Source organism: Streptomyces sp. DH12 (assembly GCF_020873895.1).
Lineage (GTDB): Bacteria > Actinomycetota > Actinomycetes > Streptomycetales > Streptomycetaceae > Streptomyces.
On record NZ_JAHWGT010000002.1, the window covers coordinates 259,238 to 278,253 of the forward strand.

The 19,016-nt window shown below is 78.2% G+C and carries 9 protein-coding genes; all 9 read left to right on the forward strand.

What is annotated here, in order from left to right:
* The first annotated feature begins 33 nt into the window (after positions 1-33).
* The 9 genes from LPA54_RS02875 to LPA54_RS02915 are packed head-to-tail and all read left to right on the forward strand — an operon-like array spanning position 34 to position 18,995.
* Positions 34-846: a hypothetical protein gene (locus tag LPA54_RS02875; RefSeq protein ID WP_228973461.1), complete on the forward strand. Its 813-nt coding sequence runs from the start codon at positions 34-36 to the stop codon at positions 844-846.
* On the forward strand, positions 843-3,212 hold the full coding sequence (locus tag LPA54_RS02880) for a hypothetical protein (RefSeq protein ID WP_228973462.1): 2,370 nt from the start codon (positions 843-845) through the stop codon (positions 3,210-3,212). Before LPA54_RS02875 ends, LPA54_RS02880 begins: the two co-directional genes overlap by 4 nt.
* Entirely contained in the window at positions 3,209-4,732 is a 1,524-nt protein-coding gene (locus LPA54_RS02885) for a hypothetical protein (RefSeq protein WP_228973463.1), read from the forward strand. The genes LPA54_RS02880 and LPA54_RS02885 overlap by 4 nt, the downstream gene beginning before the upstream one ends.
* Positions 4,729-5,214, forward strand: a complete 486-nt coding sequence (locus LPA54_RS02890; RefSeq protein WP_228973464.1) for a Pycsar system effector family protein — start codon at positions 4,729-4,731, stop codon at positions 5,212-5,214. The genes LPA54_RS02885 and LPA54_RS02890 overlap by 4 nt, the downstream gene beginning before the upstream one ends.
* An 8-nt stretch (positions 5,215-5,222) precedes the next feature.
* Positions 5,223-7,808: a vWA domain-containing protein gene (locus LPA54_RS02895; protein WP_228973465.1), complete on the forward strand. Its 2,586-nt coding sequence runs from the start codon at positions 5,223-5,225 to the stop codon at positions 7,806-7,808.
* Between the two features lie 45 nt (positions 7,809-7,853).
* Entirely contained in the window at positions 7,854-11,348 is a 3,495-nt protein-coding gene (locus LPA54_RS02900) for a tubulin-like doman-containing protein (RefSeq protein WP_228973466.1), read from the forward strand.
* Entirely contained in the window at positions 11,345-14,077 is a 2,733-nt protein-coding gene (locus tag LPA54_RS02905; RefSeq protein WP_228973467.1) for a hypothetical protein, read from the forward strand. Before LPA54_RS02900 ends, LPA54_RS02905 begins: the two co-directional genes overlap by 4 nt.
* Positions 14,074-16,158 (forward strand): hypothetical protein, encoded by a 2,085-nt coding sequence (locus LPA54_RS02910; RefSeq protein WP_228973534.1) that lies wholly within the window; start codon positions 14,074-14,076, stop codon positions 16,156-16,158. The genes LPA54_RS02905 and LPA54_RS02910 overlap by 4 nt, the downstream gene beginning before the upstream one ends.
* A complete protein-coding gene (locus tag LPA54_RS02915) occupies positions 16,158-18,995 on the forward strand; it encodes a hypothetical protein (RefSeq protein ID WP_228973468.1) in 2,838 nt (945 codons plus the stop codon). The genes LPA54_RS02910 and LPA54_RS02915 overlap by 1 nt, the downstream gene beginning before the upstream one ends.
* Positions 18,996-19,016 lie beyond the last annotated feature (21 nt).

Here is a 19,016-nt window from a genome sequence, read left to right on the forward strand (position 1 = left end):
CACCACGGCACATCACGGCACCGAGGAGTCCGAGTGAGCAGTGCGGGAGCCATCCACAGACTGGTCGTCTTCGGCGACGCCTGCGCGTCCGCCTCGCTGGGCATGGCCGCGAAGGAGCGCATGCGGGGCGCCCTGTACCGGGCGTTCGGCGAGGCGTACGCCGCCGTCGGCGTCGCGGCCGGCGCCGTCCACCAGGAGGACCGCGGCGACGGCATCCTCTGCGCGGTGCCGCCCGACGTGCCGCCGACGCTGATGGTCGGCCGGTGGATCGACACGCTGTACGAGAGCCTGCGCGAGCACAACGCCGACCTCGAGCGGCGGCTGCGCGTCCGCGTCGGCATGAACGCCGGGCCGGTGCTCGACGACGGCCGGGGCCTCGTCGGCCGTGCCGTCGACCTGACCTGCCGCCTGGCCGACAGCCCGGCCGCGAAGGACGTCATGGCCCGCGCCGGGGACGCCGACCTGCTCGTGGTCGTCTCGGACTGGCTGTACGTCAACGTGGTCTGCGAGGGCGGGCGGTACGTCGAGCCGGGCCACTACCGGCCGGCCCGCGTCCGCTCCAAGGAGACCGACGAGACCGCCTGGTTCCACATACCCCGGCGCGCCGCACCGCCCCTGCCGCCCCCGGCGGCCTCCGACGCCACCGGCGGCGCATCCGAGGGCGCGGGCGGCGCCCCACAGACCGGCGGTGGGCCGCTCAGGGGGGACGGCCCACCGCCCCGGGCCGCGACGGGACCCGGACGCACCTACCGGGCCGGCGGCGACCTCCAGGTGTTCGAGCACAACACCATCCACGGCGGCTTCACCGGCATCCGCAAGGACCGCGGCACGGGAGACGGCGCATGAGCGACCACGACGACGCCCCGCAGCACGACCAGCGGGACGACCGGCCGCCGGCGGGCGACCACGCCCGCGACCAGGTCAGGGACCGCGACGGCGCGGGCAGGGACGGCGCGGGCAGGGAGGGCGCCGACCGGAACCAGCCCGGCCGCGACGGCGCGGACGCCGCCCCCGCCCCCGAACCGCCGCCGAACCCGTTCGACCACGCGGGCCGCAACCCGCTCGGCGCGTCCGGCGGCACCGGGGGCGCCGGCACCGCGCACGCCGCCCGCACCACCTTCGAACACGGCCGCGCCGAACGCCGCTACGACATCCGCGGCGACGGCCAGGTCTTCGAGGACAACACCTTCATCAACCAGTTCTGGCTCGACTCGGGGCCGCCCGCCGTGCAGGGCGCCGTCCCCCGCGAGACCCTCGCCCACCTCGCCGCCGTCTACTGCGAGACCGCCGGCTACCAGCGGATGAAGCAGGCCCTGCGCGCCAACGGACTGATCGTCCTGGCGGGCGAGCCCGGCAGCGGACGCACCGCCACCGCGCTCGCGCTGCTCTCCGAACTCACCGAGGACCAGGTCACCCGCCTCGACCCGGCCACCGCCGTCCACACCCTCGGCGACGACGCGCTGCTCGCCGCCCACGGCTACCTGCTGGAGCTCCCGCCCGAGGACAGCGCCGCCCCCGAACCGGACGCGCCCGACGGCCCGCACGGCCGCCGCCCCGCCCGGCGCCGCCTCACCGAACTCCACCTGGACCGCTTCAGCGGCCAACTGCGCGCCAGGACCTCGTACGGCATCGTCCTCGTCGAGAGCGGCGACCTCGCCGACCGGCTCCTCCAGGGCCGCTACGGCGTCGCCTGCCCGCCCCCGCCGCCCGCCGAGGTCCTCCACCGCCACCTGCGCGTCCTGCTGCACGGCGAACCCGACGGGGCGCTCGCCGCCGCGCGCGCCCTCGCCGCCCACGAGGACGTCGTCCGCGCCCTCGGCCTGGACGAGCTGCGCCCCCGCGAGGCGGCCCGCCTCGCCGACCACCTCGCCCGCCACCAGAAGGGCGAACTCACCCACGAGCAGCTCGTCGACGACTGCGGCGCCTTCGTCCGCGCCCAGGCCCGGGTGTGGTTCGCCCGCGCCGACCGGCCGGGCAGCCTCCCCGAGGCGCTCCCCGCGCTGAACGCCGCCGCGTTCCGCATCGCCGTCGCCGTCTTCAACGGCTCCGCCTACAGCCTCACCGCCGAGGCCGCCGAGCAGCTCACCTGGGAACTCGCCGTCACCCTCGACCCCGAGCGGCCCGTGGGCCGGCGCCTCTTCGGCACCCACGCCGACAACCGGCCCGCCGTCGCCCGCTCCGTCGTCGAGGACGGCGAACTCGACCTCGGCGCGGCGCGCGTCCCCGCCCGCGTCATCCGCTTCCAGGGCGACGCCCTCGCCACCGCCGTCCTGCGCGAGGTGTGGCACGGCCACCACAACGTGCGCGGCCCCGTCTCCCGCTGGCTGCGCGGCCTGTGCGACGACCCCCGCCCCGAAGTGTGGGTCCGCGCCTCGATCGCCGCCGGCGTGCTGTGCTCCTGGGACTGGGTGTACGGCTTCGGCGAGCTGGTCCGCCCGCTCGCCGCCCTGGACGGCCGCGTCCCGCGCATGGCCGCCGCCACCGCGCTCGCCGAGGCGGCCCGCGACGCGCGCGTCCAGCCGGCCGTCGCCGCCGTCCTCAGGGAGTGGGCGCGCAGCGGAGACGCCGCCCTCGTCGACACCGCCGTCCTCGCCCACGGCTACGTCCTGCCCGCCGGCTCCGTCCGCTCCTCCCTCGACGCCCTGGGCGCGGCGGTCCGGGCCGGCGACGGCGCGGACCCCGACGTCCTCGGCACCGCCTCGTTCAGCGTCATGCGGCTCCTCGCGTCGGGCGGCCCCGACACCGTCGTCGAACGCCTCGGCCGCTGGCTGGACGACGGCCGCCGCTCCCTCGCCGACCTCGTGCTGCTCTCCGCGATCGGCGCCCTCACCATGCGCACCACGCACCTGTGGGGCCTCACCGAGGTGCCCGCGCTCGAACCGTACGGCTCGCGGCCGCTGCTCCTCGCGCTGCTCGCCACCCGCCCCGACCTCTCGGCCCCGCTGGCCGCCCTGGTCCGGGAGGCCCTGGGCACGCCCCGCTCGGGGGGACCCGCCCTCGACGGGCTCGCGTCGCTGCTGCGCCGCGCCGCCCGGGACCCCGAGGCCCTGCGCGCCGTCTGCGGCTTCCTGCCGGCGCTCGCCGCCACCTCCCGGGACCGCGACCGGTTGCGCGGCCTCCTCACGGGACTCGTACGCGACCGGGACAAGCCCTTGGACAAGGCCGCGGCGGGCCGCATGTGGGACGCCGTGGCGGAAGGAGGCCGGCGATGAACCCCGGACCGTCCCGTCAGGCGGACGACGACCAGCCCGGGGCCCGCCGGCGCGGTCCGCTGCGCCGCGAGTGCCCGCCGCCCTACCGGCGTGAGACCGGCACGATCGCGGCCGTCCTGCTGTACCGCAACGGCGGCCACCGCGTGATGTGGCCGGACCGCAAGGAGGACCACGGCGTCCCCCTCTTCGGCGGCCCCTACACGGTCTTCGAGGTGGTGCTCGGCCGCAACGTGACCGAGTTCGACCTGGAACTGCCCGCCGCGGGCGACGGGGTGTCCTTCCGAGCCAAGGCGAGCGTGCAGTGGGAGGTCGACGACCCGCACCTGGTCGTCACGCGGCAGGTGTGGGACGTCGCCGACCTGCTCCGCGACGACCTGCTGGACGGACTGCGGGCCGTCTCCCGCCGCTTCGACCTCACCGAGGCCCAGCGCGCCGACGAGGCGATACGGGAGGAACTGGCCGCGGGACGGCTCCAGTTGGGTCGCGACCTGGGGCTGCGCACCCGCGTCCACGTCTTCTTCGACCTCGACAGCACCGTCAAGGGCCAGCTCGCCGAGGCCCACTGGTCCCGGATCGGCATGGACGTCGACCGGGAGGCGGCCGAGCGCGACCGGCGCAAGGCGGCGTACGAGCGGCAGCTCCTGGCCGACCGGTCCCGGGAGATCGAGACCATGCTCCGACGAGGCGACCTCGCCCAGATCGCCCACCACATGGCGGCCAACCCCGACCAGCAGCTGGAGATCCGCCGGCAGCTGCGCGCGGAGGAGCGCGAGGGCAAGGCGGACTTCCTCGCCGTGCTCCACCGGCTCATCGACACGGGCGTCATCGAGCGCCACGACCTCGACCAGATGACGTACCAGGTCCTGGAGCACCTGCGCAGCAGCAGCGGGGGCGTCCTGGGCGGGGTCGCCGACCGGGTCCTCGACCTGCCGCAGCCACAGCAGGCGCCCAGGGCCCTCACCCGGGGCGCCTCAGGCGGCGGAGCGGCGCGCCCGCCGTGGGAGGAGGACCACGCGGACCGCGGCCCCGCCGCCGGGCACCGCGACGACGCCCGGGACCCGCGCGACGCCCGGGACCCGCGCGACGCCCGGGACCGGCGCGACGACGGGGACCGGCGCGACGACGGGGACCGGGGCAGGGAGGCCGACCGCTACGGGGACACGGACCGCTACCGGGACGCCGACCGCCACGGGGAGGGCGACCGGGACCCGGACCCCGCGCACGACCGGCACCACGTGCACGAGCCGACCCGCGTGCAGTCCGCCCGCGAACGCGAACGCGACCGGGCCGACGACCGCGGCCGCTACGACGGCGGCCGCTACGACGACGGCCGGTACGACGACGGCCGGTACGACGACGGCCGGTACGACAGCGATCGGTACGACAGCGGCCGGTTCGGCGAGGACCGCCGCGACGACGACCGGTACGGTCCCCGCCACGCCGACCGCGACCGCCGCGACGCCCCCTACGGGGGGTCCGGCCGGCCCAGCGCCGACTTCGACGACTGGGACGACGCGTGAGCGGCACCCCCGCGCCCCCGGACGAGATCCGGCTCATGGCGGAACGCATGCTGACCACGGTCCGCGAGGACATCGGCCGCGCCGACACCAAGGCGGCGATCCTGCTCTCCGGCGCGCTCGCCTTCCTGGCCGTGGTCTTCACCCGCGACCCCGCCGTGCCGGCCACCGCCGGCGCCGGCGTGGTCGTGCTCGCCCTCGGCGCCGTGCTGTGGGGCGCCGGGATGCTCATGCTCGTCGCGGTGGTCCTGCCCCGCACCCGCGTCGGGGCGGACCGCACGCTCCTGCGCGACCTGGCCGCCGGCGCCCCCGCCGGCGTGCTCTTCGACCGGCTCGCCGAGGCGGGCGCCGACACGACCTCCTGGCTCCTGGACCAGGCGAGCGTGCACGGACAGGTCCTGGCCGCCAAGTACCGCTGGCTGCGCACGGGCACGCTCTGCCTCGCGCTCGGTGCGGCGCTGGCCCTGCTGAGTGAACTGTGGTGAGAGAGACGATGCGAACGACCAGAACCGGGCGGGCCACCCGAGCCGCCGCCCTGCTCCTGTCCCTCGGCCTTTCGGCCCTGACCCCCGCCCCGACCCCCGCCCTGGCCTCCACCGCGGGAGCCCCCGCCGCGGGCGCCCGGGTGGCGAACACCCCCGCGGCGCCCGCCGAGGGAGCCGACCCCCTGGACTTCGCCGTCGTCGTCGACCAGTCCGAGAGCCTGTCCGACGCGGACCTGTCCCGCGAGGTGGAGGCCGCGGCGCTCCTCGTACAGGGGGAGATATCGCAGCGGTCGCGCGCCACGGTCATCGGCTTCGGCAGCTCCGAGGAGCCGGGCCAGTCGCCCGTGCGCGAGGTGTGCCCGCCCACCGTCGCCGACACGGCGGGGCGCCAGCGCCTGAGCGACTGCGTCCAGCAGCTGTCGCGCCGCGACCCCGCCCGCACCGGACCCGGCACCGACTTCCCGGCGGCGATCCGCCAGGCCGTCGACCGCCTGGCCGAGAAGGGCGGCGCCGCCACCACCCCCCGCGTGGTGTTCCTCCTCACCGACGGCCGTCTGGACGTCGCCGACAGCCCCGAGTACGGCAAGGACCGCACGTCCCGGCAGGCCAACGGAGCGAAGCGGCTCACCGACGAACTGGCCCGCGCCCGCCGCGAGAAGGTGCAGATCTGGCCGCTCGGCTTCGGCAGCGGCATCGACCGGGCCGCGCTCACCGCCATGGCGCGCGGCGGCTACCAGCCCGGCTGCGCCGACACCTCCGCCGCCACGCCCCGGATGCGGGTCGTCGCCGACTCGGCCGGCATCGACGAGGCGTTCCAGGAGACGTTCGCCGCGGCCCGCTGCGCCGGCGTCGCACCGGGGGAGTCGAAGCGGCCCCCCGCCGACCTGCACGTGATGATCCCGCCGGTCGCCACCGACGGCACCATCACCGTCACCAAGCACGACCCGGCCGTGACCGTCACCTACTACGACCCGCGGGGCCGCCGGGTCTCCCCGGGGACCGAGCTGGACGGGTCCGTCTTCGAACTCAGCGGCCAGGACGGGCCCGTGGAGGCCCTGCGGATCTCCGATCCGCTGCCCGGCCGCTGGCGCGCCCACGTCGAGGCGCCCGCGGAGCACCGGGAGCGGGAGGTCGCCGTACGGGCCATCTGGCAGGGCAGGCTGGGCTCCGAGGTCCTCCTCGACCCGGCGTCCCCCCGGTCCGGCGAGGAGACCGTCGTCCAGGTGCGCATGCAGACCCGCAGCGGCGTCGTCATCACCGACCCGGCGCTGCTCGCCGGCATCAAGGTCACCGCGCAGCTCGCCGGGGACGGCTTCGCGCCCGTCCGCGTCGCCCTCGCCGACGACGGCGAGGGGCCGGACGCCACCGCCTCCGACGTCAGGTTCACCGGCACCGTCACCGTCCCCGCCACGGCGACGGGCGCGCTGCGGCTCACCACGCTCATGGCGGCGCCCGGAGTCACCTCCGACCGGCGGCCCCTGCACGCCCGCGTCTCGCACGGCACCCCCGACGTCGTCGCCGGGCTCACCGTGGAGCGGGCGACGGTGCACCCCGGCGGCACCGTCCGCGGCACCCTGTCGGTCACCAACAACGGCCGGACCCCGCACACCCTGCGGCTCGCCCTCGCCGACCAGGCGCGCGGCACGCAGCTGCGCCTCGACCCGGCCACCGTCACCGCCGCCCCCAACAGCCGGCGCGACGTGCCGTTCGCGCTGACCGTCGGCCCGGACACCGCCCCGGGCGACCTCGGCGGGAAGATCACCGTGGTCGACACCGGCGACACCGGCGACACCGGCGACACCGGCGGCACCGGCGACACCGGCGGCACCGGCGACGCCGGCGGCACCGGAGACGCCGGACGCGTCCTCGACACGGCGTTCCTCGACGTCCACGTCGACGCGCCGCCCACCTGGTGGGAGCGCTGGTGGCGGGTGGTCGTCGGCGCGGTGGCCGCCGCGCTGCTCCTCGGCGCGTTCGTCGCCGTACGCCTCCTCGCCCGCCGCCGGCGGCGCGACCTGGCGGGCGTCGAGCTGGAACTGCTCGGCGGGGGCCGCTGCCTGGACCGGCTCTCCGTGCGCGGCGGCCAGGCCCAGGGCGGCGTGTTCCGCTTCACCGTCGAGCAGGCGCGCGGCGCCGCCCCGACACTCCAGCGGGCCAGGCCCGGGGCGTCCCGCGCCCACCAGCTGCACCGCACCGGCGGCGGCGAGCTGCGGCTGCGGCCCCACGGAGGGCGGGAGCAGCCCCTGCGCCCCGGCGAGGCCGCCCCGCTCGGGGGCGACGAGGGGCTGGAAGTCGCCGTCCACGACCGCAGGTCCGCGGGCGGCACGACCCGCACCGCCGCGGACCGCCGAGGCGGCGACGCCCACCGGGCCACCGCCGTCGGAGGGTTCCTCAGCCGGCTGCGCCCCGGACGCGACCCCGCGGGCCGTGCCGGGGCGACCCGCCGGCGCGGCGCCGACGACGAGCCGGGCGGCGGCGACGGCGACGGCCGCACCTGGTCCCGTCCCGGTCGCGGCCCGGGCGCCGCACCCGAGGACGGCGACCGCGGCACCCGCGGGTCCCGCGCCGACGGCACCTGGGACCCGCACTTCTGACGTACGAGCGCACGACGGGGCGTCCGCGCCCCGAGGGGAGACGGAATGAAGATCTACCAGCCCATGCTCTTCGTCGGCCTGGGCGGCACCGGCGGACGGATCGGCAGCGAACTCGAACGCGGCCTGCGCCGCGAACTGTGCGGCCCGGACGGCACGAACCTGGTCGACGGCGGCCGACGCGCCCCGTTCCAGCTGCCCGACTGCCTCCAGTTCGTGTACGCGGACTTCAGCGAGGCGGAGCTGCTGCGCCAGCCGCAGTTCCGCGCCAAGGGCACGGAGGGCGCCGCGTACGCGCGGACCTCCCGCATGGTCCGCGACCTGCTTCCGGGCGAGTTCGACAGCTCGCCCGACGTGACGCGGATGCTCCGTGTCGCCCTGCACGAGGAGACCCGCGACTGGCTGCCGCCGCAGGCCCGCCAGCCGCGCGTCGCCCCCCTCCACAACGGCGCCGGGCAGCTGCCCACCGTCGGCAGGGCCGCCCTCTTCGCGACCCTGCGCAGCGGCCTGGAACCCGTCCTGCGGCCGCTGCGCGCGGCCATCGGCGCCATCGGCAACTCCGCCGGCGACCTCCAGCGGCTCGGCGGCGGCCGCATCCGGGGCTGCGACGTCTTCGTCGCGTTCTCCGTGGCCGGCGGCACCGGCGCCGGCATCTTCTACGACTTCATCCACCTCATCGGGCACGAGTTCCGCCGCTCCAAGGTGCCCGGCGTCAAGATCTACCCGCTCGTCGTCATGCCGTCCGCCTTCCCGCCGGAGGCGGGCGGCGGCCGCGAGGCCGAGCTGAACGCCGCCCGCTCCCTGGTGGACCTCTCGCGGCTCGTCGACGACCAGAACGTCCCCGACGCCCAGTCGGACGTGGGCGACGTCGAGCAGCGCGCCCGCGTCAGCGTCCGCTACCCCGGCGACACCGTCGTCGCGCTGCGCCCCTCCACCGTCCAGACCGCGTTCCTCTTCAGCAAGCCGTCGGTGATCCGCACCGAGGACCTGCGCCGCTCCGTCACCGCGATGGTGACCTCGCTCATCGGCACCGAACTGCCCGACGACAAGGGCGGCGGCCGCTCCGACGACGACCACCAGTCGTTCGCCGCGAGCTTCATCAACGAGAGCGTCGAACGGTCCAAGACCGCCCGCTCCGGCATCGGCTACCGCGGCATGTCCACCAGCCTCGCCGCCTCCCTCACCGTCCCCGTCGACGACCTCGCCGAGATCGTCGCCGCCCGCCTCCTCGCGCAGGCCGTGCGCGGCATGGCCGAACGGGCCCGCCACCCCGCCAAGGACGGCGGCGACCGCGTCCGGGAGATGTTCGAACGCTCCGGCATCGGCGCCCTGTGGACCCGGCGCGCCCCGGACCCGCCGGAGCCGGAGCAGCCGCCCCGCGGCACCAGGGCCGTCACCCAGGCCCTGCACGACCGGCGCGGCGACCTGGAGGACCTCCTCGCCCGCCTCGAACGCGACCTGTCCCGCGACGTCCCCCGGCTCGTCGAGGACTTCCGACCCGGCACCGGGGTCCGCGAACTCCTCGGCCTGGTCAACCCCTTCCAGCTGGAACGGGTCATCGCCGGACTGCCCGGCCACCCCGACCGGGTCGCCGAGGCCGGGTTCGCCGGCATGCTCGACAACCGCAGCGGCGAACCCCGGCGCCCCGCGCACGTCCAGCACGCCCCGCCCCCGGTGCCGCGCGTCAAGGGCGGCGCGGGCGGACTCGTACCGGTCCGCTGGAGCGACCCCGACGTCCGGGAGGCCGTGGCCGACCAGGACGACTGGTACCACTGGCGCGCCAACGCCCTGTGGCACCGGGCCTGGGGCGACGGCGAGACGCAGTGGCGCCCGCCCCTGGCCCGGGCCCGCAAGGCCGTCGACGAGCTGGCCCGCGCCCTGCGCGCCCACGAGGAGGGCGAGAGCAAGCTCTTCGCCGACCGCCGCCGCGAGCTGTACCGCGACGACCGCAAGGGCGTCTCCTACCTGCTGCCCCCGCAGAACGGCCTGCGCGCCTTCTACGACGACGCCGTCGACCGGCTCGTGCGCAGCGAACGGCTCCCCGACAACACCGACGCGGCCGGGCTCCTGGCCCGGATCGTGCAACCCGAGGACTGGCTGCGCGCCCTGGAGGCCGTGCGGCGCTCCCACGGCGCCGCCGTCAAGGAGGTCAAGCAGGTCGTCGAACGGCGCGTCAAGCGGCTCTTCGGCGAGGCCGACGACACCCTGTACGAGCGGCCCCTGCTGCCATCGATGGCGCTGCTGCTGCGCGCGGCGGCGGGCGACGAGAACGCCGCGGCCACCGTGGACGGCCGCTGGCTGGAGCAGTTCCGCGTCCAGCTCGCCAAGCTGCTGCCCGTCGGCTTCACCCCCGACGGCAGCGGCCCGCTCAAGGTGCTCATCGCCCACCCGGAGAGCGAGGCCGACGGCCGGGCCGCCGAGTACCTCGCCCAGGAGCTGTACCTGCCGCCCCACGCGGAGCAGGAGTTCCGCGCCGTCGACACCGAGTCGATCACCGTCGTGCTGTTCCGCAGCGGCATGAGCCTCACCGACATCTCCGAGGTCCGCGAGGTGCTCAAGCTCTGGTCCGAGGCGCGGGACGCGGCGGGCGCCGAGGACTTCCTCCACTGGCGGCAGCGGCTCGGCCACAACGACGACTGGCTGGTGAGCACCGAACACGACCGGAAGCGCATCCTCCACCACCTCCTGTGCGCGATGTGGAACGGCAGGGTCGCCGTCCACGAGGGCGGCGACACCTCGCCCGCCCTCGTCCGCGTCCGCCTCCAGGAGGGCGAATCGGCGACCCTGTCGCTGCGCCTGGAGTCGTACGACGGCCGGCTCTCCGGCTGGGCGGGGCTGCTGCGCGCCTACGAGCGGGCCGCGCTGCTCGACGAGGGCTCCATCATCGAGGAGTTCTGCGAGCGGCTGATGAGCACCCAACCGGAGGGGCTGGCCACCACACCCGTGCCGCCCTCGCCGCTGTTCCTGACGTTCGTCGAGGAGGTCGCGCCCCGCGAGCTGGCCCGCATCGAGGAGCTCACCGGCCGGTACGGCGACGAGGACGAGGAGTGGCTCGCCCCGCTGCGGCACTTCTGGGCCGAGACCCTGCCCGGCGCGCTCGACCTGCGCTTCGACGGCGCCGCCCGCCCCACCCGCCCGACGCTGCGCGCGCTCCACGAGCGGTACCGCCGGCGGGACGCGGAGGGCGAACCGTACGACCCGCGCCCCGCCGGCCCCCGCGCCGCCACCGACGACACGCGCCGCCCCCCGGCCGACGGGTACCGGCGGACAGCCGGCGGGTACCGCGACACGGGCGACGACGGGTATCGGGACACGGCTGACGGCTACCGGTCCCCGGCCGGCGAGGGCCGCCGGCGGGAGGCCGAGCCCCGGCACGAAGCCGTCCCCGAACCGCGCCGCGCCTCCCCGGAGGGGCGCTCCCCCTCCACGGGACCGCGCCGCACGCCCGCCGAATCCGCGCCCCCCGAGCCGCGCCCCGCGCGGCCCGGCGACCCCACCCGCTCCCCGGCCTACCCGTGGGACCTGGACGGTGACGACGAGTGAGCCTCCGCGACACCGCCACCACGGCCCCCGCCCACCACCCGCCGGCCGACGCCGTCTGCGTCGACCTGCGCCGCACACCCGGCGCGGACGCCGTGGCGGACGCGCTCGACGCGGCCCGGTACGACGACGGCGGGCCCCGCTTCGTGGTCGTCGACGACGCCGCCCGGCTCGTCGCCCACCAACTCCTGTACGAGCGGCTCCACGCCCACGGCCCCGCGCGGATCGTGTGCCTGGCCGTCGGCTCCTCCCGGGAGCGCGTCCTGAGCCGCCCGCTCACCCTGCGGCCCCCCGCCGCCGGGGTGCTGTGGCTCCTCGACCCGCACACCGGCGACGACCCCGACGGGCTGCGTCCGCTGGTCGAACTCCTCGCCCAGCGGGACGTGTTCGACGCGGTCCTGACCCAGCTCGGCGACGTCGTCCACAACGTCGCGGTGCCGTCCGTGCGCGTCGTCGAGCACGACCTGACCGACGAGGCCCGCACCCGCGCCTGGCAGGAGGCCCTCACCGCGCTCACCGGCCAGGACGCCCCCGGCGGCGCCGTACCCGGCGACACCGTCCCACCGGACCTCGCCCTGCTGCTGGACGACTCGCTCCCCGAGGCGGTGGCCGGCCACCGGTGGCTGGACCCCTCGCGGCCCGCCGCCGCCCGCCGCCGCGCCTGCGACGACGCGTCGGAGGACGCCCACGACGGGTACCGCCTCGCGCGCGGCCCCGCCGGGCTGTTCACCGCCCGCGCGCGCCGCGCCGACCTGCCCGCCCGGCTCGCCGCGCTGGGCCGGGCCCTGGAGGCGTACCGCGACACCGTCGCCGGGGCCTTCACGGACGCCGACGGCGTACGGCTCACCGCCGACCGGCGCGCCCGGCTCCTGGAGCGGGGCATCGTCCTGCCGGACCTGCCGGCCGCCTCCCGCGCCCGCGTCGTTCCCGCGCTGCGCGAGCTCACCGAACGGCTGCTGGACCGGCGCCTGCCGCTGCGGTCGGCCGCCGCCCGGCTCGCCGCGCTCGCCGACCGCTCCGCGCCCGCGGGCAGCGCCGCGCGCCTGGCCCGCCTCGACGAGGTGTGCGACCCGGCGTACCTGCGCCACCTGGCCGCCCCGCCACCGTTCCGGGCGGGCGGGGCACCGGCTGCGGCCGCGCTGCTCGCTCTCGTACCGGCGTTCCTCGCCGGGCTGTGGGCGGGTCCGGGCTGGGTCCTCGGCCCCGTCGTCGGGCTCGCCGCGGCGGCCCTCGGACTGCTGATGCGGCGCCACCGGCCCGACCGCTCACCCGACGGCCGCCGCGGCGGGCCCGCCACCACCCAGGTGGCGGCCCGGCTGCTCGGCGGCCTCACGGGCGGTGCCGCCGGGGCCGTCGCGGGGGCGGCGCTCGCCCTGCCCCTCTGGGCGGGGGCGCCGGCCGCCGCGCTGGCCGTCATCGGCGTGGTCGTCCTCGCGCTGCGCGACTGGACGGCCTCCGTCGACGCGTGGTGGCGCGCCACCGACGCCGCCTACGCCGCCCGCGTCCTCACCGGCGTGGACCGGCTGCTGGCCGAGACCGCCGTGCACGACTGGCTGCTCGCCGACGCCCGCCACCACTGCTCCGACGGCGCGCGGGCGGCCGGCCTCCTGCTGCGCGGCCTCGCCGCGACCGCCGACGCCCACGGGCGCGGCGACGCCCCGGCCCCGGCCGCGCCCCTCACCGGAGCGCTCGCGGAGCCCCGGCCGGTGCCGGAGCCCGGGACGGGCACCGCGGGCCGGTCCGCGGTGCCGGCCGGGCCGGACGGCACCACCGACGCCTGGGACTGGGACACCTGGGGCGACAGCTCCGCCGACGACGGCTGGTACGGCGCCGAACCTGCCGCACCGACCGGCCCCGCCCACCACGGGCCGCCGGCGGCCGACCCGGCGACGTCCGACACCGGGGCCGCGGCGTACCGGGCCGTCGACGCCTTCCCCGCCGCGGCGCCCCCGCAGGGCCCGGCGTACGAGACGGTCGCCCCCGCGCAGGGCCCGGCGTACGAGACGGTCCCGCCCGTCCAGGGCCCGGCGTACGAGGCCGTCCCCCGCCACGCCGGCGGCGACGCCGACGAGGACGCGCGGTGGTCGCCCTGGCAGCCGGCCGGCCCCGCCGAGGACCCGCCCTGGCTGGAGCGCGAGCGCGGCGACGGCGGCCCCGACCTGGTCGGCACCCTCGTCGACGACCTCGCGGCCGGCACCCGCCGCATCCTCACCCCCTGCTGGACCCGGATCGAACGCGACCCCGCGCGGGCCGGGCGCACCCCGCTCGACGGGCCCATGCGCGAGGTCCTCGACGAGGTGCACGACCGCCTCGTGCGCGACGCGGCGACCTCGCCGCCCCCGTACGCGCCCCGCTCCGGCGAGCGCCCGGACGCCGCCCGGCTGACCGGGGTCGCCCCGGACCGGGTCGCCGAACTGCTCGCCGCCGGCGACGCCGAGGCCACCGTCCCGCTGTGCGGGCCCCAGCACCGGCGGCTGCTCTCCGCCGACCCGCTGGAGGTGCGCCGGGTCCGCTTCGTCCCCGAAGCGTTCCGGCGCGGCGCCGGCGACGACGACGAGCACCGCCCCGCCGGACCGCGCGCCGGGCACGCCGGCGACGACGGGTTCGCCGAGGACGTCGTGTGGACGCCCACGGGCCGCCACGCCGGGGTGCTCGGACTCGTGCCGCTGCGCGCCGACGCCGTCCGCACCGTCCGCGAGGAGACCCCCGACGAGGAGGCCGACGCGTCGTGACCCACCCCGCGCACACCGACGAGGAGCTGTCGTTCCTCACCCACACGGGCAACCTGGTCCGCTTCGCCGCCCGCTTCGGCCCCGACGAGGAGGTCCCCGGCCGCCCCGGGCGGCTCGCCCGCACCGCCACCCTCGGACTCGACTGGACGGTGCGGCAGTACCGCGTCGCCCCCGGCGACCCGCACGCCCACGCCGCCCTCGAACGGGAGGCGGCGGCGGCCGTCGCCCTCGAACGCCGCTACGGTCGCGAGCGGTTCGGGGAGGTCTTCACACGCGTCGTCGGCTACTCCCTCGACGCGCCGGAGCCCTTCGTCCTGTACCGGATCGCCGGCGGCGATCCGCTCACCGCGCACGGCGGCGCCCTCGGCGCCGCGGACCAGCAGCAGATCCTCGCCCAATTGGTCCTCGCGGTACGGCTCCTGGAGGAGGCCGGGCTCGTGCACCGCGCCCTCGCCCCCGACTCCGTGCGCTGGGACGGCCGGCACGTGCGGCTCGCCGAGCCGCACGCCGCGCTGCGCGCCGGCGAGCCGCGCGAGGCGTTCGGCGCCGCGCCGTGGGCCTCGCCCGAGCAGCGGCGCGGCACCGGCACGGCCGACCCGCGCGACGACCTGTGGTCCGTCGCCCAGCTCGGCTACTTCCTGGCCGCCGGGCGCCCGGACCGCGGCGAGGGACCCCCCGCCGACCTGGCCGGCTTCCGCGGCCTCGCCGCCCTCGACCACGGCGGGGCCTTCGCCCCGCAGGCCGCCGGGCGGCCCGCGCCGGCCGAGCTGATGCGCCTGCTGAACGTCCCCGACCCCTTGGCCGCCACCGCCGGCGGCCCCGACCCGCTGGGCCGGGGCCGCGCCGAGTACGACGCCCAGATCGCCCGCAAGCGCGCCCGCCTCGGCCTGGACCGGCCACCGCCGCCACCCGAGCCGGCCGCCCGCCCCCGGTGGTTCGGCCGCCTCGCGCCCGCCCGGCAGCCCGCCCCGCCCGCGGCGCCCCCCGCCCCGCCGCCCGCGCCGGCGGCGCAGGCCACCTCACCGGAACGCCTCTGCCCGCACTGCCTGCTGCCCGTCGCCTTCGACCCGTCCCGCCTGGTGGCGATCGGCCCCACGGGTGAACGCGTCCCCCTCGACCTGAGCGGCGAGATCGCGCCCGCGCGCCTGCGGGACCTGCTGCGGACCGCCTACCAGCCGTGCCCCCACGCCGACGAGGACACCCTCCACGAACTGCCCGCCCCCTACCTCACCAACGGCCGGCCCCTCACCATCGCGCTCGTCGGCAGCTCCGGCGTCGGCAAGACGCACCTGCTCGCGGCGATGCTCGGCGAGGTCGAACAGGGCGGCCTCGAACCGTACGGGCTCAAGTGCCTGCCGCTGAACCCGGACACGCACCGCACGTTCCTCCGCGAACGCGTGCAGAGCCTCCAGCAGGGCCGGGAACTCGGCCGCACCGGGCAGCAGGCCTTCGCCCGGTTCGCCGACGGGCTGCTCGTCACCGGGCGCGGCCCCACCCGCCCCGTCGTCTTCTTCGACCTCGCGGGCGAGGACCTGGCGCAGGACGGGGAGGTCACCCGGTTCCTGACGGGCGTCGACGCGTTCGTCTTCGTCGTCGACCCGCTGCGGGCCCTGCGGCTGCCGTCCCTCGACCCGGTCCGGGCGCTCAACGGGCTGCGGCGGCGCGACCTCGGCGACGAGGCGTTCACCACCGTCCTCAACCGCGTCCCGCGCGACCACGGCCCGTACGTCGCCGCCCCGGCCGTCGTCGCCCTCAACAAGAGCGACCTCGTGCGGGTCGAGCCCACCGTCGACCGGTGGCTGGGCCGCACCCTGCCCCCCGCCTACCGGCCGGACGAGGTGCGCGCCGAGAGCCGCGACGTCCACGCCTTCGTCGCGAAGCACGCGTCCCCCGCGTGGCTGCGGCCCTTCGACGACTGCGCCCGCTGCACCCTGCACTTCGTCGCGGCGACCGGCGGGCAGGCACGGGACGACCGCTTCCCGCACGGCGTCCGACCCCGCAGGGTGCTCGCCCCCCTGCTGTCGATCTTCGCCATGTGCGGACTCCTACCGGGAGCCGACCCGGGAGAGGCAGGCATCTGATGGTCCGTCCGACGGCTCCCCACGAACGGCTGGTCGACCAGATCGTCTTCCGCTGGGACACCGACAACCTCTCCGGCACCACCGGCTTCGGCCCGGTCGCCTGCTCGTGCAGCCCCGAACAGGCCGACGCCGTCTTCCGCAGGACCGGACCGGTGCTGCGGGCCACCGGCGAGGCGACCGCCCCCGCCCTGCTCCGCCTGGAGAGCGGCGACCAGGCGCTGCTCGTGCACCGGGCGCCGTGGCGCGACGCCGGCGGCCGCGCGAGCACTGTCTGCCACGCCCTGGTGGGCCCGGCCACCGTGCTCGACCCGGCCACCTGCCTCGGCCTGCACCCCTGGTCCTGGGCGGGCGGCGAGCTGCCCCTGGCGGAGGTGCGCGGCGCCCTCCCGCCCGTCGCGGAGGGCGCGCTGCTGCCGGCGGCCGACGAGGGGCAGCGGCTCCTCACCGCCGGCCTCGACGACGTCCGAGGCGAACTGACCGGTGCGGTCGCCGCGTTCCTGCGCGACCCCGGCGCCGGGTTCACCTTCCTCGACCCGTCGGGGACGACGGCGTGCCGGGTGCTGTGGGGGCTGCACGGCCTCTTCGGCGGACAGGTCTCCCGGCGGTGGACGTTCGCCACGCACGACACCGCCGAGACCGACCAGCTGCGGTTCGTCTTCGTCAGCCGCTGGCCCGGCGAGGCCCCCGCCAACGGGGCCCGGCGGCGCGCCGACCCGGCCGCCCGCTCCCGCGACCACGCCGAGTCGGTCGCCGACCTCCTCGTCCGCCACCAGCTGCGGGACGGGTACGAGGTGGGCGAGGCCCTGCGGCGCGCGGCCGACCGCCACCGGGCCGTCCAGGGCGGCCCCACGACGCTGCTGGCCCTCGCCGACGCCGCCCTGTCGGGCCTGCCCCCGCTGGACCGGCCCCCACTGGACCTGCCCGCGCTGGACCGGCCCCCACTGGACCGGCCCGCTCGGCGGCCCGCCGCCCCGCCGCCCGCCTCGCCCCCGGCCCCGCCCCGGGGCCGGCGCCCGGCCCCGCCCGTGGCGGTGGTGGCCCCGGAGTGGCCCGAGCCCTCCGGCGACCGGCCCCGGACGTTCCGCCGGCGGGGCGGAGCGCGGCGCGGCGCCGGCCACGGGGAGCTGCTCGCGGTCCTGCGGGACCCGTTCGCGGGGAGCGCCGTCCGGGACGCGGTGTCCGGCGCCGCCGACGACGAGCTGGTACGCGCCGTCGCCACGCGAGGCACCGGCTACGGCGCGCTGACGCTGCTGATGGCGGAGGCCGCCGCGCGCTGGCCCGCCTGGGCCGACGAGCAGCGCGCCGCCCTCTGCGCGGTGCTGCTGGAGCAGGAGCTGTTCGTCACGGACCGGGCGGCCGGGGCCGGGCAGCCGGCCGACGAGGTGCGGGCGGCGAACGCCGCCTCGCTCTACCGCTGGGCGGTCCGGCCCCTGCTGCGGGACCCGGCGCTCGCCGACCGCGTGACCGAGCTGCTGCCACGCCTGAGCGCCTGCCCGCACCGGGCGGCCCGCGCCGCCGTGCGCCAGATCACCGACGACCCGAGCCCCGGCCTGCCGGAGCCGACGTGGCAGGCGCTCCTCCGCGTCGCCCGCACGCGCCGAGCCCCGCACCAGGGCGGTGGCGGCGGCGGTGCGGGCGGTGGTGGTGCCGGCGGCGGTGGCGGTGCGGGCGCCGACCGGCCCCGGCCACCGGACGCGCCCCCACCGGCTCCCCGGGCTCTGCCGGCCGCCCCTCCGCCGCCTCCGCCCCCGCCGCGCCCGTTCCCCCCGCCCGTACCGTCCACGCGACCGCCGCGCCCGCGCGACGACCCGCCGGCGTACACCCACGACCCCTGCGACGCCGACCTGCCGGACACCCCCGGGTACGGGAGGCGCGACGGGCACGGCGGCGGTACGAGCGGCCCGGACGGCGAGTGGAGGGCCGCCCCTGCGGACCCTGACCGAGCGGCGCACGAGGCGCGGGACCCGTCCCCGCACGGTCAGGCCGGCGCGGACGGTCCGGGCGACAGAGGCCGCACGGGCGGTTCCGGCGGTACGGGCGGTCCGTCGGACGGCCGCGCCGGGCACGGCCCGGCCGGGGGAGGCCCGACGGGCGAGGCCGACCCCCAGCCGGAGGAGACCGGCGCCCCACCGGCCCCGCCCCGCCCGGCCGAGGCGCCCGCCCCGCCCGCCCCGACCCGGACAGGCGGCGCGCCACGTGCGACGGGCGAGCGGGACCTGACGGACGGACCCCGCCCACCGGCCCCGGCCCGACCCGACGGCCTCCCGCGCCCGGCGGCGGGATCGCGCACGGCGGACGCGGGCCGCCGGACCGACGCGCCGCCGCCCGGTGGCGTGTCGCGCTCGGCGGACAGGCCCTGGCCGGGTGGTGCGGCCCGCCCGGGGGAGACTCCCCGTACGACGGGCGAGGAGCGGCCGGGCGCCCCGACCCACCCGGGGCCGGAGCAGCGCCGGGCCGACTCGGGCGAGGGCGGGGACCGGCCGGCCGGCGGGACCGGACGCCCCTGCGGGGCGGGGCCCGGGCCGCTCGGCGCCGCTCCACCGGCGACGGGCGCCGACCCGCCGGGCCCACCCCGCCCTGACGGCAGTCGACCTGACGGTAGGCGCCCGGACGGCAGTCGATCGGACGGCAGGCACCCGGACGGAAGGCGCCCGGACGGCAGTCGTCCGGACGGAAGGCGCCCGGACGACAGGCGACCGGACGACGGCCGGCCGGATGACAGGCGGCCGGACGACAGGCGACCGGATGACAGGCGGCCGTACGTCGTCGCGGCCGTCGGCGCGGGCGTGATCGTGCTGCTGCTCGCCGCACTCGTCGTCGTGCTGCTCCGCGCCTAGGTCCCGTCCGGAAGGTCGCCC

Bases quoted from the DNA above. Each gene is read 5' to 3' on its own strand.
- LPA54_RS02880 (WP_228973462.1), top strand. From the start codon at position 843: ATGAGCGACCACGACGACGCCCCGCAGCACGACCAGCGGGACGACCGG.
- LPA54_RS02885 (WP_228973463.1), top strand. From the start codon at position 3,209: ATGAACCCCGGACCGTCCCGTCAGGCGGACGACGACCAGCCCGGGGCC.
- LPA54_RS02895 (WP_228973465.1), top strand. From the start codon at position 5,223: ATGCGAACGACCAGAACCGGGCGGGCCACCCGAGCCGCCGCCCTGCTC.
- LPA54_RS02900 (WP_228973466.1), top strand. From the start codon at position 7,854: ATGAAGATCTACCAGCCCATGCTCTTCGTCGGCCTGGGCGGCACCGGC.
- LPA54_RS02915 (WP_228973468.1), top strand. From the start codon at position 16,158: ATGGTCCGTCCGACGGCTCCCCACGAACGGCTGGTCGACCAGATCGTC.